We start from the raw sequence: 19,263 nt of genomic DNA, 5'->3' as shown, positions 1-19,263 counted from the left end.
CTCGTTCTGACACTTACGGGAGCTCTGATGGCAGGAAAGGTCGGCGCGGGGCTGGGACTGGCCGCGGGCGCCGTCGCCGGTTACGTCGTACGCGAGGCGGTGAAGGCTCTCGCCTCCCGGAACGAGGACGAGCAGGCCGTCGCGCGCCCCGCCTCCGAAGGGGGGTCCCCGGCCGGTCCCGCCACCACCTGGCCGCCGCCCCCCGCCCGGCCGCCGCACGCCACCGGTGTCTCGGGCGCGGTACCCCCTGCCGTCGTCCCGCCCGGGGCGACCGGCGTGCGGAGCGGAGCCGGCCGGGCGCAGGCCCCTCCCGGACCCGCCGGACGGAGTCTCGTCCCGCCGAAGGCCGTCCCCGCGTGTCCTCCTCCCCCGGTGATCTATCAGGCGTCCCAGCTCACCGCGCTGCCCTGGCGGCTGCCCACCCACCCGGCGCCACCCGGGATGGCCGCCGACGCCGCGCGGCTGGGCGACCTCGAGGTTCGTGCGGCCTCCCTGGTGGGGACCGGGCACCGGGTCGACGCAGAGCACGCGGTCCCCCGGCAGGACGCCTACCGTCTGGGCCGGGACGCCGCCTCACAGCACCTCGTCGTCGCCGTCGCGGACGGCATGTCGGACAGCGTCCACTCCGACACGGCCGCGGCGGTGGCCGCCCTCGCCCTGGTCAACGCGCTCCGCGCACAGCTGGACGAGGGAGTGCCCCTGCGCGGCCTCGACCACGCGTCCGCCTTCCTGGAGGCGGCCCGCCAGGTCCACACCGTCGCCCGGCAGCGCCAGTGGCCGGACGACAGCGTGCGTACGGTGGCGGCCGTGGCCGTCGTCCCCACGGCCCCCTCGCCGGGTGGCGGCCGCGACGTGTGGATCGCCGGACTGGGCGACACCACCGCGTGGGTACGCCGCCCCCGGTCCTGGTCGCGGGAACTGGGCGAGAAACAACAGGGCTTCGACGCCGGACGGCTGCATGCCTATCTGCCGCACACGCCCGAGGCGGCCCAGGGCCGCCATGTCCGGCTGCAACCCGGCGAGGCCCTCGCCCTCACGACCGACGGCGTGGGGGACGCGCTCACCGAACTCCCCGCGGCCCAGGAGCTGTTCCACCGTCAATGGGCCGCTCCGGTCCAGCCGATCGACCTGCTTCTTCACATCGCCTACGACTCCCACCAGCGCAACGACGACCGGACCGCGGTCGTGGTGTGGCCCCCGTCCCCCGAAGGAGGACAACGATGAGCACGTGGTCGGACAGCCCCTTCGGCGCCGTCACCGAGGTCTCCTCGATCAGGCTGGCCGGTGAACACCTCGGCGAGGGCGGCCAGTCCCGCACGGTGGATCGTCTCGCGAGCCATCCGGGGTGGGTCGCGAAGTTCTACCGAGACCCGCCCGGCTCCCCGGACGTGGCGACGCTGGACCGGCTCGTGGAGCTTCCGGTCGCCTTGTCCGCGCGGGAACGGGAGACGCTCGACCGCAGCACGGCATGGCCGGTGTCCCGGCTCACGGACGGGGGCCGGACCGTCGGTGTGATCATGGCGCAGGCGCCCTCCGGCTTCTACGTGCCCTTCAACCTCCGTGGAGGACGGAGCAGCGCACCACGGGAGCTCCAGCTGGACCACCTGGTCAACGACTCCGCCTACCTCACCGGCCTGGGGGTGCGTCCGCCCAGCCGGCAGCGACGGCACGAGATCGCGTGCGCGTTCCTGGAGGTGGGCGCCGTCCTGGAGCGTCATGACGTCGTCTACGGGGACTGGTCCTACCGCAACGCCCTGTGGAACCACGGGACCGGCTCGGTGTTCCTGCTCGACATGGACTCGTGCGGGATCGGCGCGCGGCCGTGGATCGCGTCGCCCGAGTGGACCGACCCCGCCTTTCCGGAGGGCTCCCGGCTGACCGCCGCGACCGACCGGTTCCGGATGGCGCTGCTCTGCCTGCGCTGCCTGACCGGCACCCGCGGCGAACCGCTGGACAGCCTGGACGTGCTCGAGCGCGACTGGCCGGCGGGAGACGGTCTTCCCCGCCTGCTCCGCCAGGCGCTCACCACCGCCGACCTCTCACGGCGCCCCCGGACGGCCGAGCTGCTCGACGCCCTGAGGCACCCCGGCCCGGCCCGGCCGACCGCGCACACGGGACCCGGCAGCAACGTCGTCCGTTTCCGTCCCGTCGGCCGTACGAGACAGAGACCCGCGGAGCCGGCGGCCCACGGGCGCGGTCCCGCACCCGCGGGGGCACGCGCGGCGCAGCGACGCGCGGCGCAGCGGGGAGCCGCGCAGCGAGGCACCACGCGGCGAGGCACGGCGGCGAAGAAGCGATCCCCCCGGAGACTCCTCCCCCTGGTGCTGTTCCCGCTGGCCGCCGTACTCGTCCTCGGCGTCCTCGCCTTCCTGGGCTTCCTGGCCTTCCCCACGTGACGCCTGGAACCAGGCCCCCATGCCCGACACTTCCGAATCCCGAAGAGGATGACCATGAGTTACGCACCTTCGTCCGGCCTCCCCATGTACGTGGTGCTGGACACCTCGGGCTCCATGGAGAAGGAGGAGCGCCTGCTCAACCAGACCCTGGAGACCATCTACGACACGATCGACACGACGCCCCAGATCAAGGAGTTCGTCCACCTCTCGGTCCTGTCGTTCAACAGCCAGCCGCACGTCGTCACGCAGATGACCGACTTCGACAGCGTGAAACAGCTCCCGGAGGTCAACTGCTCGGGCCGCACCAACTTCGGTCCGATGTTCCGGCTGGTCCGCACCTGCATCGAGACCGATGTGCCGGCCCTGGTCGACCGGGGCGTCCGGGTCCTCCGCCCGGTCGTCTTCATCCTCACGGACGGCATCCCGACCGACGCCGAGGACCTCCCGGGGGACCCGTGGGAGAGCCACCTGGACGACCTCCTGGACTCCCGGTGGAAGACCCACCCCCACATCATCGCCTACGGATTCGGCAACGCCCAGGAACACGTGATCAAGCGCATCGCCACAGCCGCCGCCTTCGTGGCGGAGAACACCGGCGACAACTCCTCGGCACTGCGCGCCGCCCTCAACGGATTCCTCAACTCCATGGTGGCCTCGGCCGCCAAGCGCACCCTCGAAGTCCCGGAGCAGGTCCGCGGCTACCGCTCGATCCCCCTGGACTACATCGACTGACGGCGAGGACGGCCATGGCACCGCTCGGGGGTCCGCCTCTCGACCGGTCGTGTGGCGGGATGAGGACCGCCTGGGTGCCCCGGCGGCGGGATGCCCGCCGAGGCGGCGGTCCCGCTGCCCGCCGGCCGCTGGAGGGTCCGCGCCACGCACACCCAGGTCGACGAGGAGAACCAGGTCGGCCTCGTTCAGCTCCTGCCCGCCGATTCCTGGAGAGGGGAGGGAGGCATCGGCCGGGATGGACGAAGAGGTGATCACACGGTCAGTGTGCCCTCACCCGCTGGCAACGCCAGACGGGTGCGCCGGCACGGGGGGGGGCCTTACTCGTCGTCGACGTGGCGAAGGACCGCATCCTCCGGTATCCACGGGAACCTGATCCCCGGAAACCTTGCCTGCCAGGTGCCGTACGGGTCGAAGGCGAGCACCGCCTCGATGAACGGCTGGGGCGGCAGGTAGCGGTGGTCGAGGACGTAGTGGCCGACGAGGCTCGGAGCGGCGAAGACGGTGCCGGGGCTGCCGGGGACGCGGATCTCACCGGTTCCGGCGCTCGCGCGGAGGTCTCCCGGGCGGGGTGTCTGCCAGAAGTGGGAGTCGGGGAGGGGCGTGGGGCAAAGATCGCACTCGTGCAGGCCCAGCATGTCATTGACCTGCTGGGCGTCGATGACGGCCAGAAGCCTGCGGCCGAAGTTCCGGGGAGCTCGGCCGCTCGGCCATGAGCGGCCGGCTTCCAGCCAGCCTATGTTGAGTCGGTCGTAGGCCGGCTCGAAGCTCGCGAAACGCATGCCGTCGGTGACGTCGAAGAACGTATCGCCTTGGTCCCGGTAGGCGTAGGGGCTGAGGTCCTCGTAGAACATGTGCACATCATCGCGCCAGTGCGACGTTGTCGATCTCCGCTGCCGTGCAAGGAACCGGCGGAGCGGCGCCCCCGGCCGTGGGCATCACCGACGGAGCAATGCCTGGGCACGGCTCGCGCGACTGCCCCAATCGGCTGAAGGCCCAAGCCACGCGGGCGGACACCGGGGGAACGGACGGTCCGGCGCCCTAGCGTGAGGAGCGTTCCGAACCCCCACACACACAAAGGTGGCCACCATGCGCTCCCTGCTCCCCGTCCTCGCCGCAGGCGCCCTCGTCCTCGGCAGCGCCGGATTCGCGAACGCCGACGTGAACGTGGAATACGAGCCCGAGATCTCCTACACCGTCGTGTTCGGTGACTGGGGCCAGTTCGCCGCCGACGACGTGTTCAACGCCGGCCACGACAACACCGTCGGTTCCAACAACTGACGGCAGGACTCCACCGTCCGTCAGCGCCCGGCCCTCGGCGCCGACCCGGAGTTCGACCGCCGGTGCTGACGCGGTGGTGACCGCCCTCCCGACCTCATGGCCGGCGCACGGGCAGCCGCCGGCAGCCGCCTTCCCCATCTGATGGGCCGACCGTGCGGCGGCCGTGTCGGAGGCCGGGGCTAAGGTGCGCTGTCGTGGACGCTGCTGATCTCGACTACAAGGCCCGGACATCGACGGGCCACATTCCTCCGCCGCTGGTGGCGCGGCTCCTCGAACTCGGTCATGAGCGGGAAGTGGAGTTCCAGGCCGGCCGCGGGGAATGGTTCTGCGCTCTGGAGTGGGCACGGCTGCTCGGGCAACAGGGCCGGCGCACCGAGGCGTTGGAGGTACTCGCTCCGTACCTCGCCACGCGAGGGTGGCCGGCGGCCCGCGCCCAGGCGGAGCTGCTGGAGGGCTGGGGCCGGGCCGAGGAGGCGATCACGTTGTCCCGCCCGTACGCGGAGACGGGTGACCGGCCGGCGCTGGACTTCTTCGCGCGCCTGCTGGCCCGCCGAGGCCGCGGCGGCGAGGCGTTCGCGCTGCTGCGTGACGGTGTCGAGGACTGGTTCCTCGCCGAGTGCCTCGTCGATGTCGCCGGACCAGCGGGCAGGGACGAGGAAGCGGCGGCCCTGCTGGTGGCCCGGATGGAAGGGGCGGCCCCCGCTTGCGACGACCCCGGCTGCGACAGACTCCGGATGGAACCGTTCAACGCGGTCGGCCTGCTCGCCACGATCAGGGAACGCCAGGGCCGGATCGATGAGGCGATCGCCCTGCTGCACACCCGCGAGACCACCTCGGTCAACGGCGAGGACCAGCTGGCCGACCTGCTGACCCGGCACGATCGGATCACGGAACTCCGTGCGTACGCGGCGTCCGAGCACCACGGGCACGCCGTCCAGCGCCTTGCGGAGGTGCTGGAGGAACGTGACGACGTGGAAGGCGCGATCGCCGCCTACCGCACGTACGGAGCCGCGTCGGGCGGTATGTGGCACGTGGCTGTACCCCTGTCCGAGCTCCTGGTCCGGCACGGAAGGGGCGACGAGGCGATCGAGGTGATGCGCGCGCTCGCCGAACGGCCCGGCGGCGCGGAGGACTGGATCGTCGACACGCTGTGCACCCTGTACGCCGACCTCGGCCGGCCCCGGGACGGCCTGGCCCACCTCGATGCCCTCAGGGCTCGCCGCGGCGGCGAGGAGGAGTGGGACTTCTTCCGGATGCGGCTTCCGCTGATGGCCGGCTGCGGCCTTCTCGATGAAGCGATCGAGCAGGCGCGGGCGCACCCCGAGGGCGACACCTGGTACGCGGCCGGCGTCCTCTCCGACGTGCTCGCCGAAGCGGGTCGGACCGAGGAGGCCGCCGCGGTCCTCGAACGGCACCCGGCCTTCAACCGCTCCTCCCGTGCCGAGCGCCTCATCGACCTCGGCCGCGTCGAGGACGCCGTACGAGTCCTCCAGCAGCCGGTGCCCGGACCGGTCATGCCGGCCCGGGAGGGCGCCATTTCCGCCGAACCACCGTTCTGACGGCCCGCCGGTACGTGCGAGGCGGCGTGCCTCGCCTCTCCCCGTTCTCTCCCGCCGCCGGTCCCCGTGGCGGGGGTAACGGGACGTCGCCGGGGCTCAGCGGGCGGCGAGCGCCCGGATCTCGTCGGCGATCAGCCGGGGGTCCTCCTCGGCCATGAAGTGACCGCAGGACACCGTGCGGTGCTCCAGATCGTCGGTCCAGGAGCTCCACAGGCTCTGGGCGTGGTAGCCGAGCGCGGCACCCCAGTCCTGCTGGAGGACGGTCACCGGCATGGCCAGCCGGTTGCCGGCCTCCTTGTCGGCGGTGTCGTGGTCCACGTCCACTCCGGCCGACGCGCGGTAGTCGGCCACGATGGAGGGGACGGCCGCGGCGGACGCGGCGAGATAGTGGGCGCGGACCTCGGCGGGGATCGCGTCCGGCCGCTTCGTCCAGGCGTCGAGGAAGTGGGCGAAGAAGGTGTCCGCGGACGACTGGATCATCGTCTCGGGCAGGCCGGGGGCCTGTGCCATCAGGTAGAGGTGGAAGCCGATCGCCCCGGAGACGCCGTGCAGGGCGTCCCACATGTCGAGGGTCGGCAGAACGTCGAGGAAGAGGGCGCCGGTGACGGTGTCCGGGTGGTCCATGGCGGCGCGGAAGGCGACCAGGGCACCGCGGTCGTGGCCGACCAGGGTGAAGCGGTCGTGCCCCAGTGCGGCCGCGAGGCGTACGACGTCCCGGGCCATGGTCCGCTTGGAGTAGACGTCGGGGCCGGTCTCGGCGGGCTTGTCGCTCGCGCCGTAGCCGCGCAGGTCGGGGCAGATGACGGTGTGGTCGGCGGCGAGGCCGGCCGCGACGTGCCGCCACATCAGATGGGTCTGCGGGAAGCCGTGCAGCAGGACGACCGGGCTGCCCGCTCCTCCGACGGCGGCGTGCAGGGTGACGCCGGCGTCGACGCGCACACGGTGCTCGGTGAAGCCGGGGAGGGAAGGGGTTGTCACAGCGACTCCTGTGGTTCGTGGCAGAGTGGACGCTCCGGGCCGCCGGCCTCGGCGGTCCCGTCGTCCGGGGGCGTCACCCAGATTGCGGGCCCCGGATCAGCGATCGATGAGTGAGCACGCGGCACCCGCCCAGGACGCCGCCGCCCGCGAAAGGACCCTGCGGTGGGCGTCATGTTCGGACTGCTCGGGCCGGTGGCCGCATGGGATGCCGACGGTTCGCCCCTCAGCCTCGGCGCGCCCCGCCACCGGGAGGTGCTCGGGCGGCTGCTGATCGCCCGGGGCCGGGTGGTTCCTGTGAGCCGGCTCGTCGCGGACCTGTGGGAGGACGAACCTCCGGCGGCGGCCGTCGGCGCGGTCCGCACGTTCGTGGCCGCGCTGCGCCGCGCGCTGGAGCCCGGCCGTCCCCCGCGCCGGCCGTCCCGCCTGCTGGTCACCGACGGGCCCGGCTACGCGCTGCGCGCCGGCCGCGAGGCGGTGGACGCGTGGTGCTTCGAGGACACCATCGCGCGGGCGGCCGAGGCAGCGCCGCACGCCGCCGTGGCCCTGTGGGACGAGGCCCTCGACAGCTGGCGCGGGCCCGTGCTGGCGGACTTTCCCACCGCCTCGTGGGCTGCCGCCGACCGGGCCCGGCTGCAGGCGCTCCGCCTCGACGCGGTCGAGCGGCGTGCCGACGCCCTGCTGGCGACCGGTGCCGCCCGCGACGCGGTCGCCGATCTGCGGGCCCACGTCACGGCTCATCCGGGCCGGGAGGACGGCTGGGCGCTCCTGGCCACGGCACTCGACCGTGCCGGGCGGCGCGGCGAGGCGCTGGAGGCGCTGGCGCAGGCCCGTGACGCGCTCGTCGACGCCGGCGGGCCGCCCCGCCGCGGGGGGCCTCTGGCACGCGCGGAGGCCGCCCTTCGCAGCGTTGCGGCGGACACCGCGGCCGATCCGGCAGGGATGGCCGACAGCGTCTGGGGCCGGGCGACGGCCTCGTACGACCGCTCCGTGCCCGCCCGCTCGCGGGCCCGTCTGCACGCCACCGCCGGCCTGCTGCGCGACCTCGCGGTGACCGGTCCCGACGGCCTGGAGTCGGCACACCGCCACCGGCGGGACCTGGTCACGGCTGCCGAAGCGACCGGCGATCCGGAGCTGGCCGCCCGGATCATCGGTTCCTACGACGTCCCGGCCGCATGGACCCGCGCCGACGATCCCGCCGACGCCGGTGAGCTGTCCCGGGCGGCCGCCCGCGCAGCCGCCCGGCTCGGCCCTGGTGGCCCGGCCGCTCTGCGCGCCCGGCTGCTGTCGGTCGTCGCCGTCGAATCCCGGGGAGACGCCGCCGCCGACGCACCGATTCCCCCGGCGGCCGTCGCGCCCGTCACCGAGCCGTGGCGACTGCGCGCCGCACGCGCCGCCGAGGAAGCTGTCCGGATCTCCCGGCGCCTGGGCGACCCCTCGGTCCTGGCGTTCGCCCTCAACGGTTCCTTCATGCAGTCGTTCGCGGCCTGCGGGTCGGCCGCCCAGCGGGACGCGATCGGAAGGGAGCTGACGCGGCTCGCCGTCGACCACCAGATTCCCGGGCACGAGGTGCTGGGCCGGATCGTCCGCCTCCAAGCCCTCTCCGGTCTCGGCGCCTTCACGGAGGCGGACGCCGAGGCCGAGGAGATCGATCGACTCGCGCGCCGCGCCGAACGGCCGCTCGCCGCGGTCTTCACCGCTTGGTACGGAGCCTTGCGCATCAGCGAGACCGACGGCTGGGCCGCCGCCCGCCGCCCGTACGCGCACGTTCTGACGGAGACCGCCGGATGCGGCATGCCCGGCCTCGTCCGGGGAGCCGCCGCCCTCGTCGCCCTGGTCCCGGTCATGCGCGGGGACGCCCTGCCCGATCCGGACGACTTCGCCGATCTCGATCCCGGCCCCTACCGGCCATGGCTCGATCCCCTGCTGCTGGCCGCGTCAGGCGCCACCGACGCCGCACGCCAGGCCATCGCGACGGTCCCCCGCCCCCCGCACGACCTCCTCCAGGAGGCCCTGTGGTGCGTCCTGGCCCGAACCGCCGCAGCCGTAGGGCACGTTCCGGTCCTGCGCCGCGCGCGGCAGGAACTCGCGGCCGCCGAAGCCGAGCTCGCCGGGGCGGGCAGCGGCCTGATCTCCTACGGCCCGGTCACCCGCCACCTGGCCGCAGCCGACGCGGCGCTCGCCGTGCACACCCGCCCTTCCGCCCACTAGGTCCGACGCCGGGGTGCGGCTGAGCGCTCGGGTGGGCGGGGCGAGCCTCCTCACCCGGAGGCCATGGCCGGGAGCGGCTGCCAATGGGCGGGGACGCCGCGCATGAGCAGCGCGCAGTCCAGGGTCGCGCTCCCCGAGGGGAAGCGGTCCGGGTCCTCGAAGAAGGACGAGGCGGCGGAGTGGACTTGGGCGGCTTCGACCTGCCAGGCGTCGGTCCGCAGTTCCATGCCGTCCAGGTGATGGCCGGAGCCGGTGGCCGAGAAGCCCTTCGCCCCGCGCTGGAAGAAGCGGGAGGCTTCGGCGAGATCGGCGAAGAGCTCGCTGCCCCGCAGCTCGTCGGACGGCTCGACGGTGACATCCACTCGGGTGTCGCCGTCCCGTGTTTCCAGTGCGACGCGCATCTGGCCGGGCGTCTCGCGCACCTCGAAGTCGGCCCGGCCGTGTTCGCCGGGGAAGAGGCGGCCTCCGGCCCAGGCGTTGATCCGCGAGGCGGTGTCGCGTCGCGGAATGTAGACGCCGGTCTCGACGCCGTCCGGTCCGTCCCACTCGACGGCGATGCGATGGGCCGCGTTCTCACTCCGCAGACCGAACGCCTCGGGTGCCCAGGACGGCCGGACCCTTCCCACCCGCAGCAGGCAGATGCCCGCGACCGCGTAGCCGTGCACCAGTTGCGGGCGCAGTGCCCCGGGGAGCAGGCGTGCGGCGGCGTCCGGGGCGACTCGATAGTTCACCAGCAGCCGTCGTTCGATGACGCTGGACAGTCGCGGCTGCCTCATGATCCCTCACCCTGTTCCTTGGCACGCCATTTGGTGTGGCGCAGGACGATCTGCTCGGGGCAGACGGCGCTGAGGAACCGGCCGATGCAGGTGGCCAGGCGGTCCTCGGCCAGCGCGTAGATGATCCGGTTGCCCTCCCGTCGCTCGGTGACCAGTCCGGCTCCCTTCAGCACGCCGAGGTGCCGGGAGATGGAGGGCGCGCTGATCGCGAACCTGGCCGCGATCTCGCCGGCGGCGAGCTCACCGGCTCTGAGGTCCTCGAGGATCTGGCGCCTCGTCGGATCGGCGAGGGCACGGAAGGCTCCCGCCTCGTCCTGAGCTTCTGTCATGCGCCATATTTAGCATCTTGGCTAAAGACCTAACAAGGGGATTCAGATGCCTCCGCCGGCAGTGGGGACGGTCCGCTGCGGCTCAGCCTCCTCACCAGATCGTTCGCGCTCCGGAGGTTCCCGTTCGATCCCCTCCGCCCTTCCGCCGGCACCTCGGCCGACCGGACCGGAGCGCGGGCGGTGCCGGTGGGCACGGAACGTCGGGCGGACGCGGTTCTCCTGCCCGCCCCCTACCCCCGCGCACGGGCCGCCACGGGGGACGACGGGGCCTGGTGACCGCCGCTCGCGAGCATGCGGACGTCTCCGCGCTCGCTGATCTCCGCGCGCACGATGCCCGTGTCGTCCTCGTAGACCGGGCAGCCACCCGGCCCGGCACGCTCCGTGCGGCGGACCACGACCACGTCGTCAGCCACCGCCGACTCCTGGAAGACGAGCTCGTAGCTCTCGGGATATTCCATCGACGCCACCATCCTCTTCCATCGTGACCCGCGCGTCGGCCGCGCGCCTCTTGGCCGAGGTGAGCGGGTCAGATGCCGAATTCCGCCGCCGACAGGCCGAGCGCGGCGCACGCCTCGCGGATGATCTGCTCCTCGGAAGGCTCGATGAAGCCGTCCGCGCCCGCGACCACGATGCCGATCTGGACGACGGCCCGCGCCTCGGCGGGCTTCTTCGCCACCTTGGCGACCTCCTGGAGCACCGCCGCCTTGCCGATGACGAAACCGGCCGAAAGCTGGTCGACGTGCTTGTTGAAACGCTGGCGGAGCTGGTCGGCGGGGAAGTTCTGCAGGACGTCGTTGGTGAGGATGAGCGACTCGACGTGCTGGCGCTCGGACGGGTCGACCCGTCCGTCGGCGGCGGCCACCAACGCGCACATGGCCATGCTGGCGTCCCGGAAACCGCCGCTCTTCAGCTCCGTCTTCAAGGACGTGAGCTGCAGCTTCAGCGCGCTCACGAGCTCGGCCCTCGAACCGCCGCCGGACCGAGCGCCGGACGGCCCGTGGCCTCCGGCTCCGCCGCGCGCCCCTTGGGCCTGCTGGAGACCTCTGGTCGCCTGGTCCTTGATCCGATCCCACATCGCCACTCGTGCCACCTCGGCTTCTGCCATGTCGTCCGTCGTCGGACACGCGTCGTCGCGCACCACCCTGCCAACGCCTTCCCCATGTCATGAAGTTCCGCCGCGCCCGAGCACCGGAAGAACCCGCTCGCCGGCGGCCCGCGTCAGCGGAGCGACAGCCCTCGGGCGGCTCGCCCTTCCTGCCGCTCCGTCCGCGGGTGAGGTGGTTCGAACCGCGGAGTCGGGGCACGCGACGGTGCAGACGGAGGGGAGTGAGCTGACATGACCGTAGCCGGTTCGCCGTGGGCCGCCGCGAGGCGGGCGGCTCGGGGGGATGTCGTACGCGGGGGTGCCCGGGCGGGCTTCGCGGCACGCGGTGTGCTGTATCTGCTGGTGGGGGTCCTGGCCGTACGCATCGGCCTGACGGGGACGAAGGAGCAGGCCGACCGGGGCGGGGCTCTCGCCGAGGTCGCCGCGACGCCGTTCGGGGCCGTCCTGCTGTGGTCGCTGGGCGTCGGGCTGGCCGGGATGGCGGTGTGGCGGCTCTCCGAGGCGCTGTTCGGTGCGGCGGGGCCCGGGGGCGGCGGAGCGGGCAAGCGCGTCCTGTCCGGCGGGCGGTCCGTGTTCTACGGCGTGTCGTCGTTCCTCGTGCTGGCCTTCGCGGCCGGTGACCGGGGCAGCGGGGCCGGCTCCACCGACCGCCAGAGCCAGGACGTCACCGGACGTCTGCTCGGTCTGCCCGGAGGCCAGTGGTGGGTGGGTGCCGTGGCCGCGGGCTTCCTGGGCGCGGGAGTGTGGATCGCGGGCCGGGCCGCGCTGCGCACGTACCGCGAGCACCTCGCGTGGGACGGGATGTCCGGGCGCCGGCGACGGTTCATGGACGTGACGGGCATCGCCGGAGGCGTGGGACGCGGGCTCGTCTTCGGCGCGATCGGCCTTTTCGGCCTCAAAGCGGCGGCCGCCTTCGATCCGAAGGAGTCCAAGGGCATGGACGACGCCATCCGCTCCTTCGCCCAGACACCCGCGGGACCCTGGCTGCTGGTCGCCGTGGCCGTCTGCCTCGTCCTCTTCGGCCTGTTCTCCTTCGGCCAGGCCGCATGGAGGGACGTCTGACAGCGTTCCCTCTGCGGACGGGCCCGGCGCCCCGCCTGCGGACGGGAACGTCGTCCATGTGCGTGGTGCCCTGCGGAGCCGGTGAGGGTCGCCCGGCTCCGCCGAGGGCGCTGGACCCATGCCGACGTCCGCCATGGAACCCGTACTCCTCCGGTCGCGTCCGATGACTGTCGCTGTCCCGTCATGTGGGGGAACCATGAGGATCCGCACCGCCGTCGTCCTGCTCGCTCTGCTCACGGGGGTCACCGCGTGCGGCGACTCCGCGGCGAAGAGGCGCGAGACCTGCCGGCTGGCCATCGACGGGACCTCGACGAAGACCGAAAGGCCCCGGGCCTGCCAGGACCTCGGCGACCAGGACTACGAGACTCTGCGGAGAGAGTGGGTGAGGAAGAACGGAGGCGTGATCGGGCCCGGAGGTCCCGCCGCGAACAGGTGAGGCCCGCGCTGACGGTGCCGTTCGAGGGTGTGGCCGCCCGCATGCCGGCGATCCCGCGCAGGGCCCGCCGGAGCCCGTCGCAGCGGCGGTACGCTCGCGCGGAGCTACCAGGCCCGTCCCTCCGGCAGGTCCCCCAGGCCGGGCGCGGACAGGTGCAGCACCTCGTAGCGCTGGGTCGCCTCCTCGTCCGGTGCGGAGGAGTCCGCCCACACCACGAACCGCAGCAGCTGCCAGTGGTGGGGGTCGACGGCCAGCACGGCGGTGTGAACGCCCTCCTGGCCGCGAAGCCGCCGCAGCTGTTCGGCCTCCCGCTCGATCAGCGCGGTCAGACTCATTCCCGTGGCATCCGGTTCCGTGTCGGAAGGCAGCGCGGTGAGACGGCGCGAGGCCGCCTTGGGAGGCGCGGTGCGAGCGGGGCCGGCGTGGCAGGCGACGCCGACCCAGTGCCGGGCGACAGGGCGGCCGAAGTCGCGGACGATGTTCTGGAATCCTCCGCCACCGACGAGGAAGCGGGCCATCGCGCCGGTGTCGTTCCACAGGTAGAACGGGGCGTACTGGTTGACGGGTGAGCCGTCGACTCCGCGTTCCCGGATGGCGTACGCCTTCAGTCCCAGCCCGGCCCGGTCGTCGAGGACGTGGCCGCCCTCGGCGACCCGCTGCCGGATGATCTTCATGTCGTAGTCGGCGGGCAGGGTGATCTCGTACTGCTTGGCATACACGGGTGAATCCGCCTTTCGTCGTGTGGTGATCAGCGGGCAAGCAGGCCGGTGAGGTGAAGCGTCACGGCTGCCACGTCTCCTCGTGGGCGGCGGAGGCGTGTGCGGCCAGGAGGCCCAGCACCCCTGCGATCGCCTGGTCGAACGGCTGGACGGAGTGGGCGGCGCGGGCCAGGACATAGCCGCCCTGCAGGGTCGCGACGACGGTCGCGGCGGTCGCCCGCGGGTCCAGCGCGGCGTCCAGCTCGCCGCGCTCGCGCCCCTCGGCCATCAGCCCGGCAAGGCGCGTACGCAGCCAGGCGAGGGTTTCGTCGACGGGGGCGCGCAGCGCGGGGTCGGCCATGACGTCCGGGTCCTGGGTGAGGCGCCCGATCGGGCAGCCCCTGAGGACGTCCCGCTCCCGGTGCAGGTACGCGGCGATGCGCTCCAACACGGTCCCCGGTGCGGAGAACTGTTCCTCGGCCTTGGCGCGCATCTCCTCGGCGGTGCGCCGAATCGCGGCGAGCGCCAGATCCGGCTTTCCCGCGAAGTGGTGGTACATGCTGCCTTGTCCGGCACCCGCCCGCTGCTGGATCGCCTTGGGGCTGGTGCCGGTGTAACCGCGTTCCCACAGCAGTTCGCGCGTGCTCTCGATGAGACGTTCCGCGGCATCCATGCGGGCAGTGTACATACTAGTTGGTACAGAAGTACGGGATGCCTGCCAGGGCAGCCGCGGCCTCCCCATCATGTCCCGGAACTACTGAACTTGAATCCGTGATGTCGGCTGTCCTCGGGTCATGACCGGAGACCTGGGTGGATGAGTGAGCCCTACCAGGCCGGGCGTGGATCCTGGCGCTCGGTGGAGAAGCCGGGCGGAACGGTCGTTTCCGTTCGCCACAGCAGGCCCGGCTCGGGTGGGTACTCCTCAGTGGTCGGCGCTGGAGGGTGTAGACGCCTATGGCCAGGAAGTGGCACCTCGGTCAGCACGCCGTCCTGGATCATCCACAGCCCGAAGCAGTCGTCTTCCTCGTCATGGATGAGTACCTGCACGCTCGCCGGGTTCGGCCACGCCAGGGACTCCAGGTGTCGAAACAGGCCGGATCGCGAACGGTTGAACTCCTTCACCCACCCGTCGACCTGGTAGAGCCGCTCGAAGCAGCCTCCCCAGTCGCGCGAGTCGTCCGGCCGTGTCAGGGGTTCCATCACCTCGTCCGCGAACGGTGCCAGCACGATGACCTCAGCGAGTCTGCTCATGCCGAAGTATCTGCGCACTCGATGGGCCTGCGGCAATCGAATTCCAAGGTGACCCGCCACCCTGCGCGTACCTCACACCCCAGAGCTACCGGTGCCGAGACCCAACTGTCAGGCGAACAGCTCCGACATCACCCGATCACGTTCAGTAGCGTGCCGCCAGAGGTCTTCATCCTGGCGGAGCCGTGCTCGACGGCGGCCCGGACCCGCTCGCACCCCGTCCTCGGCGAAGCGCCTTTGCCATCAGACGTTCCCTGGTCACCCCGTCGGACAACAGGTCTCCGGGTTCTCCCGTGTCGACGAACCCGTTGCGCTCGTACACCGCGACGGCGGGTTCGTTGTCCGGCAGGGCCGCGAGTCTCAGCGTCGTGGCACCCCTCTGCCGGGCCCACCCCTCGACTGCGCGATCAACTGGTCCGCGACGTTGCGGCCTCGCGCCTGGGGGCTGACCCACACCGATCTGAGCTCGCACGTGCCGCCCTCCGCGGGAAGGCCGACGGCCATCCCCACGGTTCGGCCGTCCAGCAGCGCGGCGACGCTGTAGGTGCCGGGCATCGCCAAGCGCTGACGCCAGCGCTCCTCCCCGCCGTTGCGCCATTCCGCGAGGCCGGCCTTGAAGGCGTGAGGCGCCTCGCTCAGTGCGGCGAGGCGAACCTCCCGCCACAGCGGCCAGTCGCTCGTCGTGAGAACGCGCAGGTGCACCATGAGCACGAGTCTGCCGCGACACCCGTGCGGCAGTCCGCGACACCCTCGGCCCTCCTTGCTCACGGGCCGGCAGTTGCGGCACAACCCTTACTCGGTGTCCCCCGCGGCCGGGTCCTGCGCGGCGCCCTTGGGGGTGACGACGTAGCAGACGGCCTTGCCCCCGTCCTGCCACTCCTCCTCCGCCGACCACATGTACCAGTAGCTGCCCTCCCGCGCGGCTTCCCCGGTCCACGCGTCGGAGGCATCGCGGTACGCCCGCCGGCAGGCGTCGCGGGCCTGGCTCTTCGCGGCGACGGCGCCCGGGTAGGCGCCGTCCCCGTAGGGGACCTGCGCGAGGACGCGTCCGTCGTGCGCCCGGGAGCAGGGGATCTCGGCCACGAGGGTGATGTTGTGCTGACCGGTGCCGAAGTCGACGCAGCGTCCGGCCCCGACGGCCCAGACGGAGCGGACCGTGTCGCGCGCGGGCAGGACCGTGCCCGGGGCCTTCGCGGCGGGCTTCGACGTGCCGACGCCCGAGAGCGTCAGTTCCATCCGTACGGCGGTCACCCCGTCGAGGACGCTGCCCTCCTTGCCCAGGAGGTGGGAGAGGTCGGCCCGGGCGTGTGTGATCAGGCCCCGGCCGTCCACGGTGACCGTCGTCGGAAGCGGCTTCGGCGGCCGGGTGGGGCTGAAGGCGGCGTCCTCGACCGCCAGTTCACCCGCGATGGAGAACGGCAGCATCGAGGAGACGATCGGGGGCATCTCCGCCTGGTAGGTACGCCCGGCCTTCCGGTCGCGCACGGAGATCGCGCGGGTTCCGCCGAGGCCCTCCAGGAGCGTGCCGCCGACCGGGCTCTCGGTGCCCCAGAGACGGTGGAGGGCACCGTCGCCCATGCCCGCGTCGTAGTCGCCCTTCCCGTAGCGCAGCCAGTAGCCCGAGGAGTCGGCGCGGTAGGTGAGGTGCTGCCCGTCGACGAAGGCGCGGGAGGTGGAGGCGGCGTGGCCCAGGCCCGGCGCGCGGCCCAGGAGCAGGGTCTGGACGTCCTCGGGGTACGACTCCGGTACCTGCCAGCGGATCGTCGCCTCGCCCGTACCGCGCGCGAAGTCCACCCTGCCGCTGATCGTCTGCACGGCCCGGCCCTTCTCGGACTCGAAGGTCAGGGTGTGGGTGAAGTGCGCGTTGCCTGCCTCCTGCGTCTGCCGCAGCGCCCGGGAGACCTGGCGTTCCAGCTTCTCGTCGAAGACGGGGTGCTTCGTCGGCGCCGCGGCGGGGCCGCCCCCGTCACCGCTACCCGAGCAGGCGGTGAGGAGCAGGACGGCGGAGGCGAGCGCGCCGGCGAGGCGGCGGGCGGTGTGACGGGTCATGTCCACATGACCGCCCAGCGTGCCGCGGGGTTGTCCGCCGTACGGTCACGAAACGATCACCCACCGACGCTTCCACGGAGGCGAACCCGTGCGCCGACTCGTACGCGGGTCGGCGCACGGCGGGTCTGCGCTCGGGTCTGCGCTCGGGTCTGCGCACAGGTCAGCACACACGGGTCGGCGCACGGGTCAGGACGTGCGCTCACCGAACTCGATCAGGAATTCCGCGCGTTGGTCCTCCTCGAACCACTGACGGTAGTTGGTGCCCCACACGTTGTTGTGCAGGCAGAAGTCGAAACCCTCACCGGGGTCGCCGAAGGTGTTGTCGTGGCGGAACAGCCGCGGCCCGCCGACGGCCAGCACCGGCGTGTCCAGCGGCGTGATCCGCACCGAGCTCCGGGAGTCGCAGTACACGAGCTCATGGGCCGCGTGCAGCGCCCGCCCGCCGTCGCGCACCACGTCGAGCGGGTTCACCTCCACTCCCGACTTCCGCAGGCGCCACCGCGACGGCGTCGCCACGATCGGCCGCAGGTGCAGCCAGGACGCCTCGGGGGCGAAGAACGCGTCCTTGTCGCAGAGGAAGGCGGTGACCCCCAGTCGCAGCCCGTCGCCCCGGGACACCCGGTACTCCAGCGTGACGGCACGCGGCGCCCCGAACTCTTCCGTGGCCCGCCGGTGCAGCCCCGTGGTGACCTGGAGCACCAGGCCGCCGTCGGTGTCGGTCCAGCTGTGCGCCGTCCTCACCCGGGGCCGGAACACCTCGGTCACCCGCTCGGGGCGGACCAGTTCCAGCCCCGGCTTGCCGAAGTCGGGGAAGGCCCAGTCCCCGTGCCGTTCCGGGTCACGCACGTACTGGCGCAGCCAGCGCTGTTCGTCGCCCGAGCCGTACGCGACGTAGGAGTAGCCGCCCAGCTCTCCGTGGCCGCGCGCGGTCCCGGTGGCCGGTTGCGCCGCGAGGACCTGGTGCCCGGCGACCGTGAGCGCGATGAGCGCACCGTGGGCGTCGATCTCCAGCTCCACGTCGTCGCGCACGGCACGGCCGTGCACCTCGGCGGCGCCAGCCGGCGGTGCGGCGGGGACGACCACGAGTCCGGCGTCCGCCTCGGCGCGCAGGCCGGCCGGGAGGACGTCCAGAGCGGTCCGCGTGTGCGCGCGCTTCTCCTCGAACGAGGCGAGGGCCGCGGCGTACCCGCCCCGGCCCGGCGGCTCGTCGACCCACTGGCGCAGATGGCCCAGGCCGGACGGGATGCTCCGGTCGAGGTCGGTCTCGTCACGCTCGCGGGCCGCCCGGAACGCGGGCTTGGTGTAGACGGTGTACTCCGGCAGGTACCGCTTCACGTCGTAGCCCCAGGTGTGCTCGGCGGCGAGGACGAGCGCGTCGGCGAGCGCCCGGTCCACCTCGCCGTGAGGCACCAGCCGGCCGTCGGCGAGCCAGCGGTCGCGCAGGCGCTGGAGCCGGGTCAGCCGGGAGGTGAGGATGGGGTCGGCCGCGCCGCCGTGGATCCAGCTGTCACCGATCTCCTGGTCCACCACCGGCAGGTGCTCGCGGGCGGCCCAGGCCGCCCGGCCGAAGGCGTCCATGGTCGACCCGCCGACCTCGGCGTCGGGATGCTGCTCGCGCAGCACCGACAGCAGGCGCTCCACGCTCTGCCGGGTGGGCGGACCGTGATTGTCGTTCGTGAACGCGAGGAACAGCGCCTCGTCCGTCCCGCGCAGTCGGCGCAGGGGTGCCGTCCGCGGGTCCGAGCCGTACGTGGGGTCGTACGAGACCACGATCTCGTTGCCGTCCGGCGCACGCCAGACGAAGTGGTCCGGCACGTCCGGCATGGGAGAGGCCGGGTTTCCGCCGATGTGGAGGTAGCGCACCCCCGCTTCCGCCAGGGGCGGGACGATGCCGATCGTGTGACCCGGGACGTCGGTCATCTTGCCGGCGCGCGTCGTACGGCCGTACCGCGCGTCGAGCCGCTTCGACACCTCGAGACCGTGCTCGATCGTGGCGCGGCTCATGAGTTCGGTCTGCGACGTGAACGGCAGGGCGTGCCAGGCCACGATCCCGTCCCGGACGGCCGCGTCGAGATCGGCACGCTGGGCCGCCGTTCCGTGCTCCAGCGCGTGCGCGATCAGCCAGGACCCGGTGGTCCAGACGAACTCGCGCCTGCCGGTCGCGTCGAGCAGGTCCCGTCCGAGCCGGACGGCCGCCGGGATGAACTCGTCCCGGTACCGGCTGAGGACGTTGACCGCGAGGTCGGTGAACCCCAGGTCGAGATGGGTCTTGTGGACCACGTGCACCCGCCTCGGCCCGGCCTCTGCGGCACGGGGGACGGGGATGGGATCGCGGTCGGGGTCATGGGCCGTGGGCACGTGGTGCTCTCGCAGCATGAGGGTCCTTCATGACGCTCGGTCGGGGTGTCG

19 protein-coding genes and 1 pseudogene are annotated in these 19,263 nt (G+C 72.7%); 8 read left to right on the top strand and 12 right to left on the bottom strand.

Translation table 11 applies throughout. From position 1 onward, the window contains the following. Nucleotides 1-27: 27 nt before the first annotated feature. The 3 genes from ACFVU3_RS26765 to ACFVU3_RS26755 are packed head-to-tail and all read left to right on the top strand — an operon-like array spanning nucleotide 28 to nucleotide 3,128. Nucleotides 28-1,224 (top strand): protein phosphatase 2C domain-containing protein, encoded by a 1,197-nt coding sequence (locus tag ACFVU3_RS26765; protein ID WP_390070051.1) that lies wholly within the window; start codon nucleotides 28-30, stop codon nucleotides 1,222-1,224. After that, nucleotides 1,221-2,396 carry a hypothetical protein gene (locus ACFVU3_RS26760; protein ID WP_390070050.1) on the top strand — a complete coding sequence of 392 codons (1,176 nt, stop codon included), beginning with the start codon at nucleotides 1,221-1,223 and terminating at the stop codon, nucleotides 2,394-2,396. Before ACFVU3_RS26765 ends, ACFVU3_RS26760 begins: the two co-directional genes overlap by 4 nt. A gap of 54 nt (nucleotides 2,397-2,450) precedes the next feature. Further along, the gene (locus tag ACFVU3_RS26755; protein ID WP_390070048.1) at nucleotides 2,451-3,128 is read left to right on the top strand and encodes a VWA domain-containing protein; all 678 of its coding nucleotides are present in this window, start codon (nucleotides 2,451-2,453) and stop codon (nucleotides 3,126-3,128) included. A gap of 317 nt (nucleotides 3,129-3,445) precedes the next feature. On the opposite strand, the gene ACFVU3_RS26750 is transcribed toward ACFVU3_RS26755, so the two are convergent. Continuing rightward, nucleotides 3,446-3,979 (bottom strand): hypothetical protein, encoded by a 534-nt coding sequence (locus ACFVU3_RS26750; RefSeq protein WP_390070046.1) that lies wholly within the window; start codon nucleotides 3,977-3,979, stop codon nucleotides 3,446-3,448. Between the two features lie 235 nt (nucleotides 3,980-4,214). Between ACFVU3_RS26750 and ACFVU3_RS26745 the strand changes: the two genes are divergently transcribed. Together ACFVU3_RS26745 and ACFVU3_RS26740 are read left to right on the top strand one after the other, a co-directional pair. After that, nucleotides 4,215-4,406 carry a hypothetical protein gene (locus tag ACFVU3_RS26745; RefSeq protein WP_390070044.1) on the top strand — a complete coding sequence of 64 codons (192 nt, stop codon included), beginning with the start codon at nucleotides 4,215-4,217 and terminating at the stop codon, nucleotides 4,404-4,406. A 194-nt stretch (nucleotides 4,407-4,600) separates the two neighbouring features. Then, nucleotides 4,601-5,965, top strand: a complete 1,365-nt coding sequence (locus ACFVU3_RS26740) for a tetratricopeptide repeat protein (RefSeq protein WP_390070043.1) — start codon at nucleotides 4,601-4,603, stop codon at nucleotides 5,963-5,965. A gap of 96 nt (nucleotides 5,966-6,061) precedes the next feature. On the opposite strand, the gene ACFVU3_RS26735 is transcribed toward ACFVU3_RS26740, so the two are convergent. After that, entirely contained in the window at nucleotides 6,062-6,943 is an 882-nt protein-coding gene (locus ACFVU3_RS26735) for an alpha/beta hydrolase (protein WP_390070042.1), read from the bottom strand. Between the two features lie 171 nt (nucleotides 6,944-7,114). On the opposite strand from ACFVU3_RS26735, the gene ACFVU3_RS26730 reads away from it, so the two are divergent. Next, nucleotides 7,115-9,151, top strand: a complete 2,037-nt coding sequence (locus ACFVU3_RS26730; RefSeq protein WP_390070204.1) for a BTAD domain-containing putative transcriptional regulator — start codon at nucleotides 7,115-7,117, stop codon at nucleotides 9,149-9,151. Nucleotides 9,152-9,201: 50 nt separating this feature from the next. On the opposite strand, the gene ACFVU3_RS26725 is transcribed toward ACFVU3_RS26730, so the two are convergent. The 4 genes from ACFVU3_RS26725 to ACFVU3_RS26710 all read right to left on the bottom strand — a co-directional run bounded on the left by ACFVU3_RS26725 (nucleotide 9,202) and on the right by ACFVU3_RS26710 (nucleotide 11,337). Beyond that, entirely contained in the window at nucleotides 9,202-9,927 is a 726-nt protein-coding gene (locus ACFVU3_RS26725; protein ID WP_390070041.1) for a DUF2071 domain-containing protein, read from the bottom strand. Then, nucleotides 9,924-10,256 carry a metalloregulator ArsR/SmtB family transcription factor gene (locus ACFVU3_RS26720; protein WP_390070040.1) on the bottom strand — a complete coding sequence of 111 codons (333 nt, stop codon included), beginning with the start codon at nucleotides 10,254-10,256 and terminating at the stop codon, nucleotides 9,924-9,926. Before ACFVU3_RS26720 ends, ACFVU3_RS26725 begins: the two co-directional genes overlap by 4 nt. 230 nt (nucleotides 10,257-10,486) lie before the next feature. Further along, entirely contained in the window at nucleotides 10,487-10,714 is a 228-nt protein-coding gene (locus ACFVU3_RS26715) for a DUF6296 family protein (RefSeq protein WP_390070038.1), read from the bottom strand. Nucleotides 10,715-10,782: 68 nt separating this feature from the next. Continuing rightward, nucleotides 10,783-11,337, bottom strand: a complete 555-nt coding sequence (locus tag ACFVU3_RS26710) for a tellurite resistance TerB family protein (RefSeq protein WP_390070036.1) — start codon at nucleotides 11,335-11,337, stop codon at nucleotides 10,783-10,785. Between the two features lie 255 nt (nucleotides 11,338-11,592). On the opposite strand from ACFVU3_RS26710, the gene ACFVU3_RS26705 reads away from it, so the two are divergent. Both ACFVU3_RS26705 and ACFVU3_RS26700 read left to right on the top strand, forming a co-directional pair. Further along, the gene (locus ACFVU3_RS26705; RefSeq protein ID WP_390070034.1) at nucleotides 11,593-12,423 is read left to right on the top strand and encodes a DUF1206 domain-containing protein; all 831 of its coding nucleotides are present in this window, start codon (nucleotides 11,593-11,595) and stop codon (nucleotides 12,421-12,423) included. Between the two features lie 196 nt (nucleotides 12,424-12,619). Next, the gene (locus tag ACFVU3_RS26700; protein ID WP_390070033.1) at nucleotides 12,620-12,859 is read left to right on the top strand and encodes a hypothetical protein; all 240 of its coding nucleotides are present in this window, start codon (nucleotides 12,620-12,622) and stop codon (nucleotides 12,857-12,859) included. A 104-nt stretch (nucleotides 12,860-12,963) separates the two neighbouring features. Here ACFVU3_RS26700 and ACFVU3_RS26695 read toward each other — a convergent pair whose 3' ends face one another. The 6 genes and pseudogenes from ACFVU3_RS26695 to ACFVU3_RS26670 all read right to left on the bottom strand — a co-directional run bounded on the left by ACFVU3_RS26695 (nucleotide 12,964) and on the right by ACFVU3_RS26670 (nucleotide 19,230). Further along, the gene (locus ACFVU3_RS26695) at nucleotides 12,964-13,578 is read right to left on the bottom strand and encodes a DUF4865 family protein (protein WP_390070031.1); all 615 of its coding nucleotides are present in this window, start codon (nucleotides 13,576-13,578) and stop codon (nucleotides 12,964-12,966) included. A gap of 61 nt (nucleotides 13,579-13,639) precedes the next feature. Then, entirely contained in the window at nucleotides 13,640-14,230 is a 591-nt protein-coding gene (locus ACFVU3_RS26690) for a TetR/AcrR family transcriptional regulator (protein ID WP_390070029.1), read from the bottom strand. A gap of 152 nt (nucleotides 14,231-14,382) precedes the next feature. Continuing rightward, nucleotides 14,383-14,808: a hypothetical protein gene (locus ACFVU3_RS26685; protein WP_390070028.1), complete on the bottom strand. Its 426-nt coding sequence runs from the start codon at nucleotides 14,806-14,808 to the stop codon at nucleotides 14,383-14,385. A gap of 166 nt (nucleotides 14,809-14,974) precedes the next feature. Then, nucleotides 14,975-15,510: pseudogene (locus ACFVU3_RS26680) on the bottom strand (GNAT family N-acetyltransferase). Nucleotides 15,511-15,597: 87 nt separating this feature from the next. Further along, a complete protein-coding gene (locus ACFVU3_RS26675; protein ID WP_390070026.1) occupies nucleotides 15,598-16,854 on the bottom strand; it encodes a septum formation family protein in 1,257 nt (418 codons plus the stop codon). A 186-nt stretch (nucleotides 16,855-17,040) separates the two neighbouring features. After that, nucleotides 17,041-19,230, bottom strand: coding sequence for a DUF5054 domain-containing protein (locus ACFVU3_RS26670; RefSeq protein ID WP_390070024.1), 2,190 nt, complete (start codon nucleotides 19,228-19,230; stop codon nucleotides 17,041-17,043). Between the last annotated feature and the right edge of the window lie 33 nt (nucleotides 19,231-19,263).

The sequence above is a fragment of the Streptomyces sp. NPDC058052 genome (assembly GCF_042885515.1).
Classification (GTDB): Bacteria; Actinomycetota; Actinomycetes; order Streptomycetales; family Streptomycetaceae; genus Streptomyces.
This window is presented reverse-complemented; position numbering and strand designations above follow the sequence as displayed.

Bases quoted from the DNA above. Each gene is read 5' to 3' on its own strand.
- ACFVU3_RS26745 (WP_390070044.1), top strand. From the start codon at position 4,215: ATGCGCTCCCTGCTCCCCGTCCTCGCCGCAGGCGCCCTCGTCCTCGGC.
- ACFVU3_RS26760 (WP_390070050.1), top strand. From the start codon at position 1,221: ATGAGCACGTGGTCGGACAGCCCCTTCGGCGCCGTCACCGAGGTCTCC.
- ACFVU3_RS26750 (WP_390070046.1), bottom strand. From the start codon at position 3,979: ATGTTCTACGAGGACCTCAGCCCCTACGCCTACCGGGACCAAGGCGAT.
- ACFVU3_RS26715 (WP_390070038.1), bottom strand. From the start codon at position 10,714: ATGGAATATCCCGAGAGCTACGAGCTCGTCTTCCAGGAGTCGGCGGTG.
- ACFVU3_RS26675 (WP_390070026.1), bottom strand. From the start codon at position 16,854: ATGACCCGTCACACCGCCCGCCGCCTCGCCGGCGCGCTCGCCTCCGCC.
- ACFVU3_RS26700 (WP_390070033.1), top strand. From the start codon at position 12,620: ATGAGGATCCGCACCGCCGTCGTCCTGCTCGCTCTGCTCACGGGGGTC.
- ACFVU3_RS26705 (WP_390070034.1), top strand. From the start codon at position 11,593: ATGACCGTAGCCGGTTCGCCGTGGGCCGCCGCGAGGCGGGCGGCTCGG.
- ACFVU3_RS26720 (WP_390070040.1), bottom strand. From the start codon at position 10,256: ATGACAGAAGCTCAGGACGAGGCGGGAGCCTTCCGTGCCCTCGCCGAT.
- ACFVU3_RS26670 (WP_390070024.1), bottom strand. From the start codon at position 19,230: ATGCTGCGAGAGCACCACGTGCCCACGGCCCATGACCCCGACCGCGAT.
- ACFVU3_RS26685 (WP_390070028.1), bottom strand. From the start codon at position 14,808: ATGAGCAGACTCGCTGAGGTCATCGTGCTGGCACCGTTCGCGGACGAG.
- ACFVU3_RS26755 (WP_390070048.1), top strand. From the start codon at position 2,451: ATGAGTTACGCACCTTCGTCCGGCCTCCCCATGTACGTGGTGCTGGAC.
- ACFVU3_RS26765 (WP_390070051.1), top strand. From the start codon at position 28: ATGGCAGGAAAGGTCGGCGCGGGGCTGGGACTGGCCGCGGGCGCCGTC.
- ACFVU3_RS26690 (WP_390070029.1), bottom strand. From the start codon at position 14,230: ATGGATGCCGCGGAACGTCTCATCGAGAGCACGCGCGAACTGCTGTGG.
- ACFVU3_RS26725 (WP_390070041.1), bottom strand. From the start codon at position 9,927: ATGAGGCAGCCGCGACTGTCCAGCGTCATCGAACGACGGCTGCTGGTG.
- ACFVU3_RS26730 (WP_390070204.1), top strand. From the start codon at position 7,115: ATGTTCGGACTGCTCGGGCCGGTGGCCGCATGGGATGCCGACGGTTCG.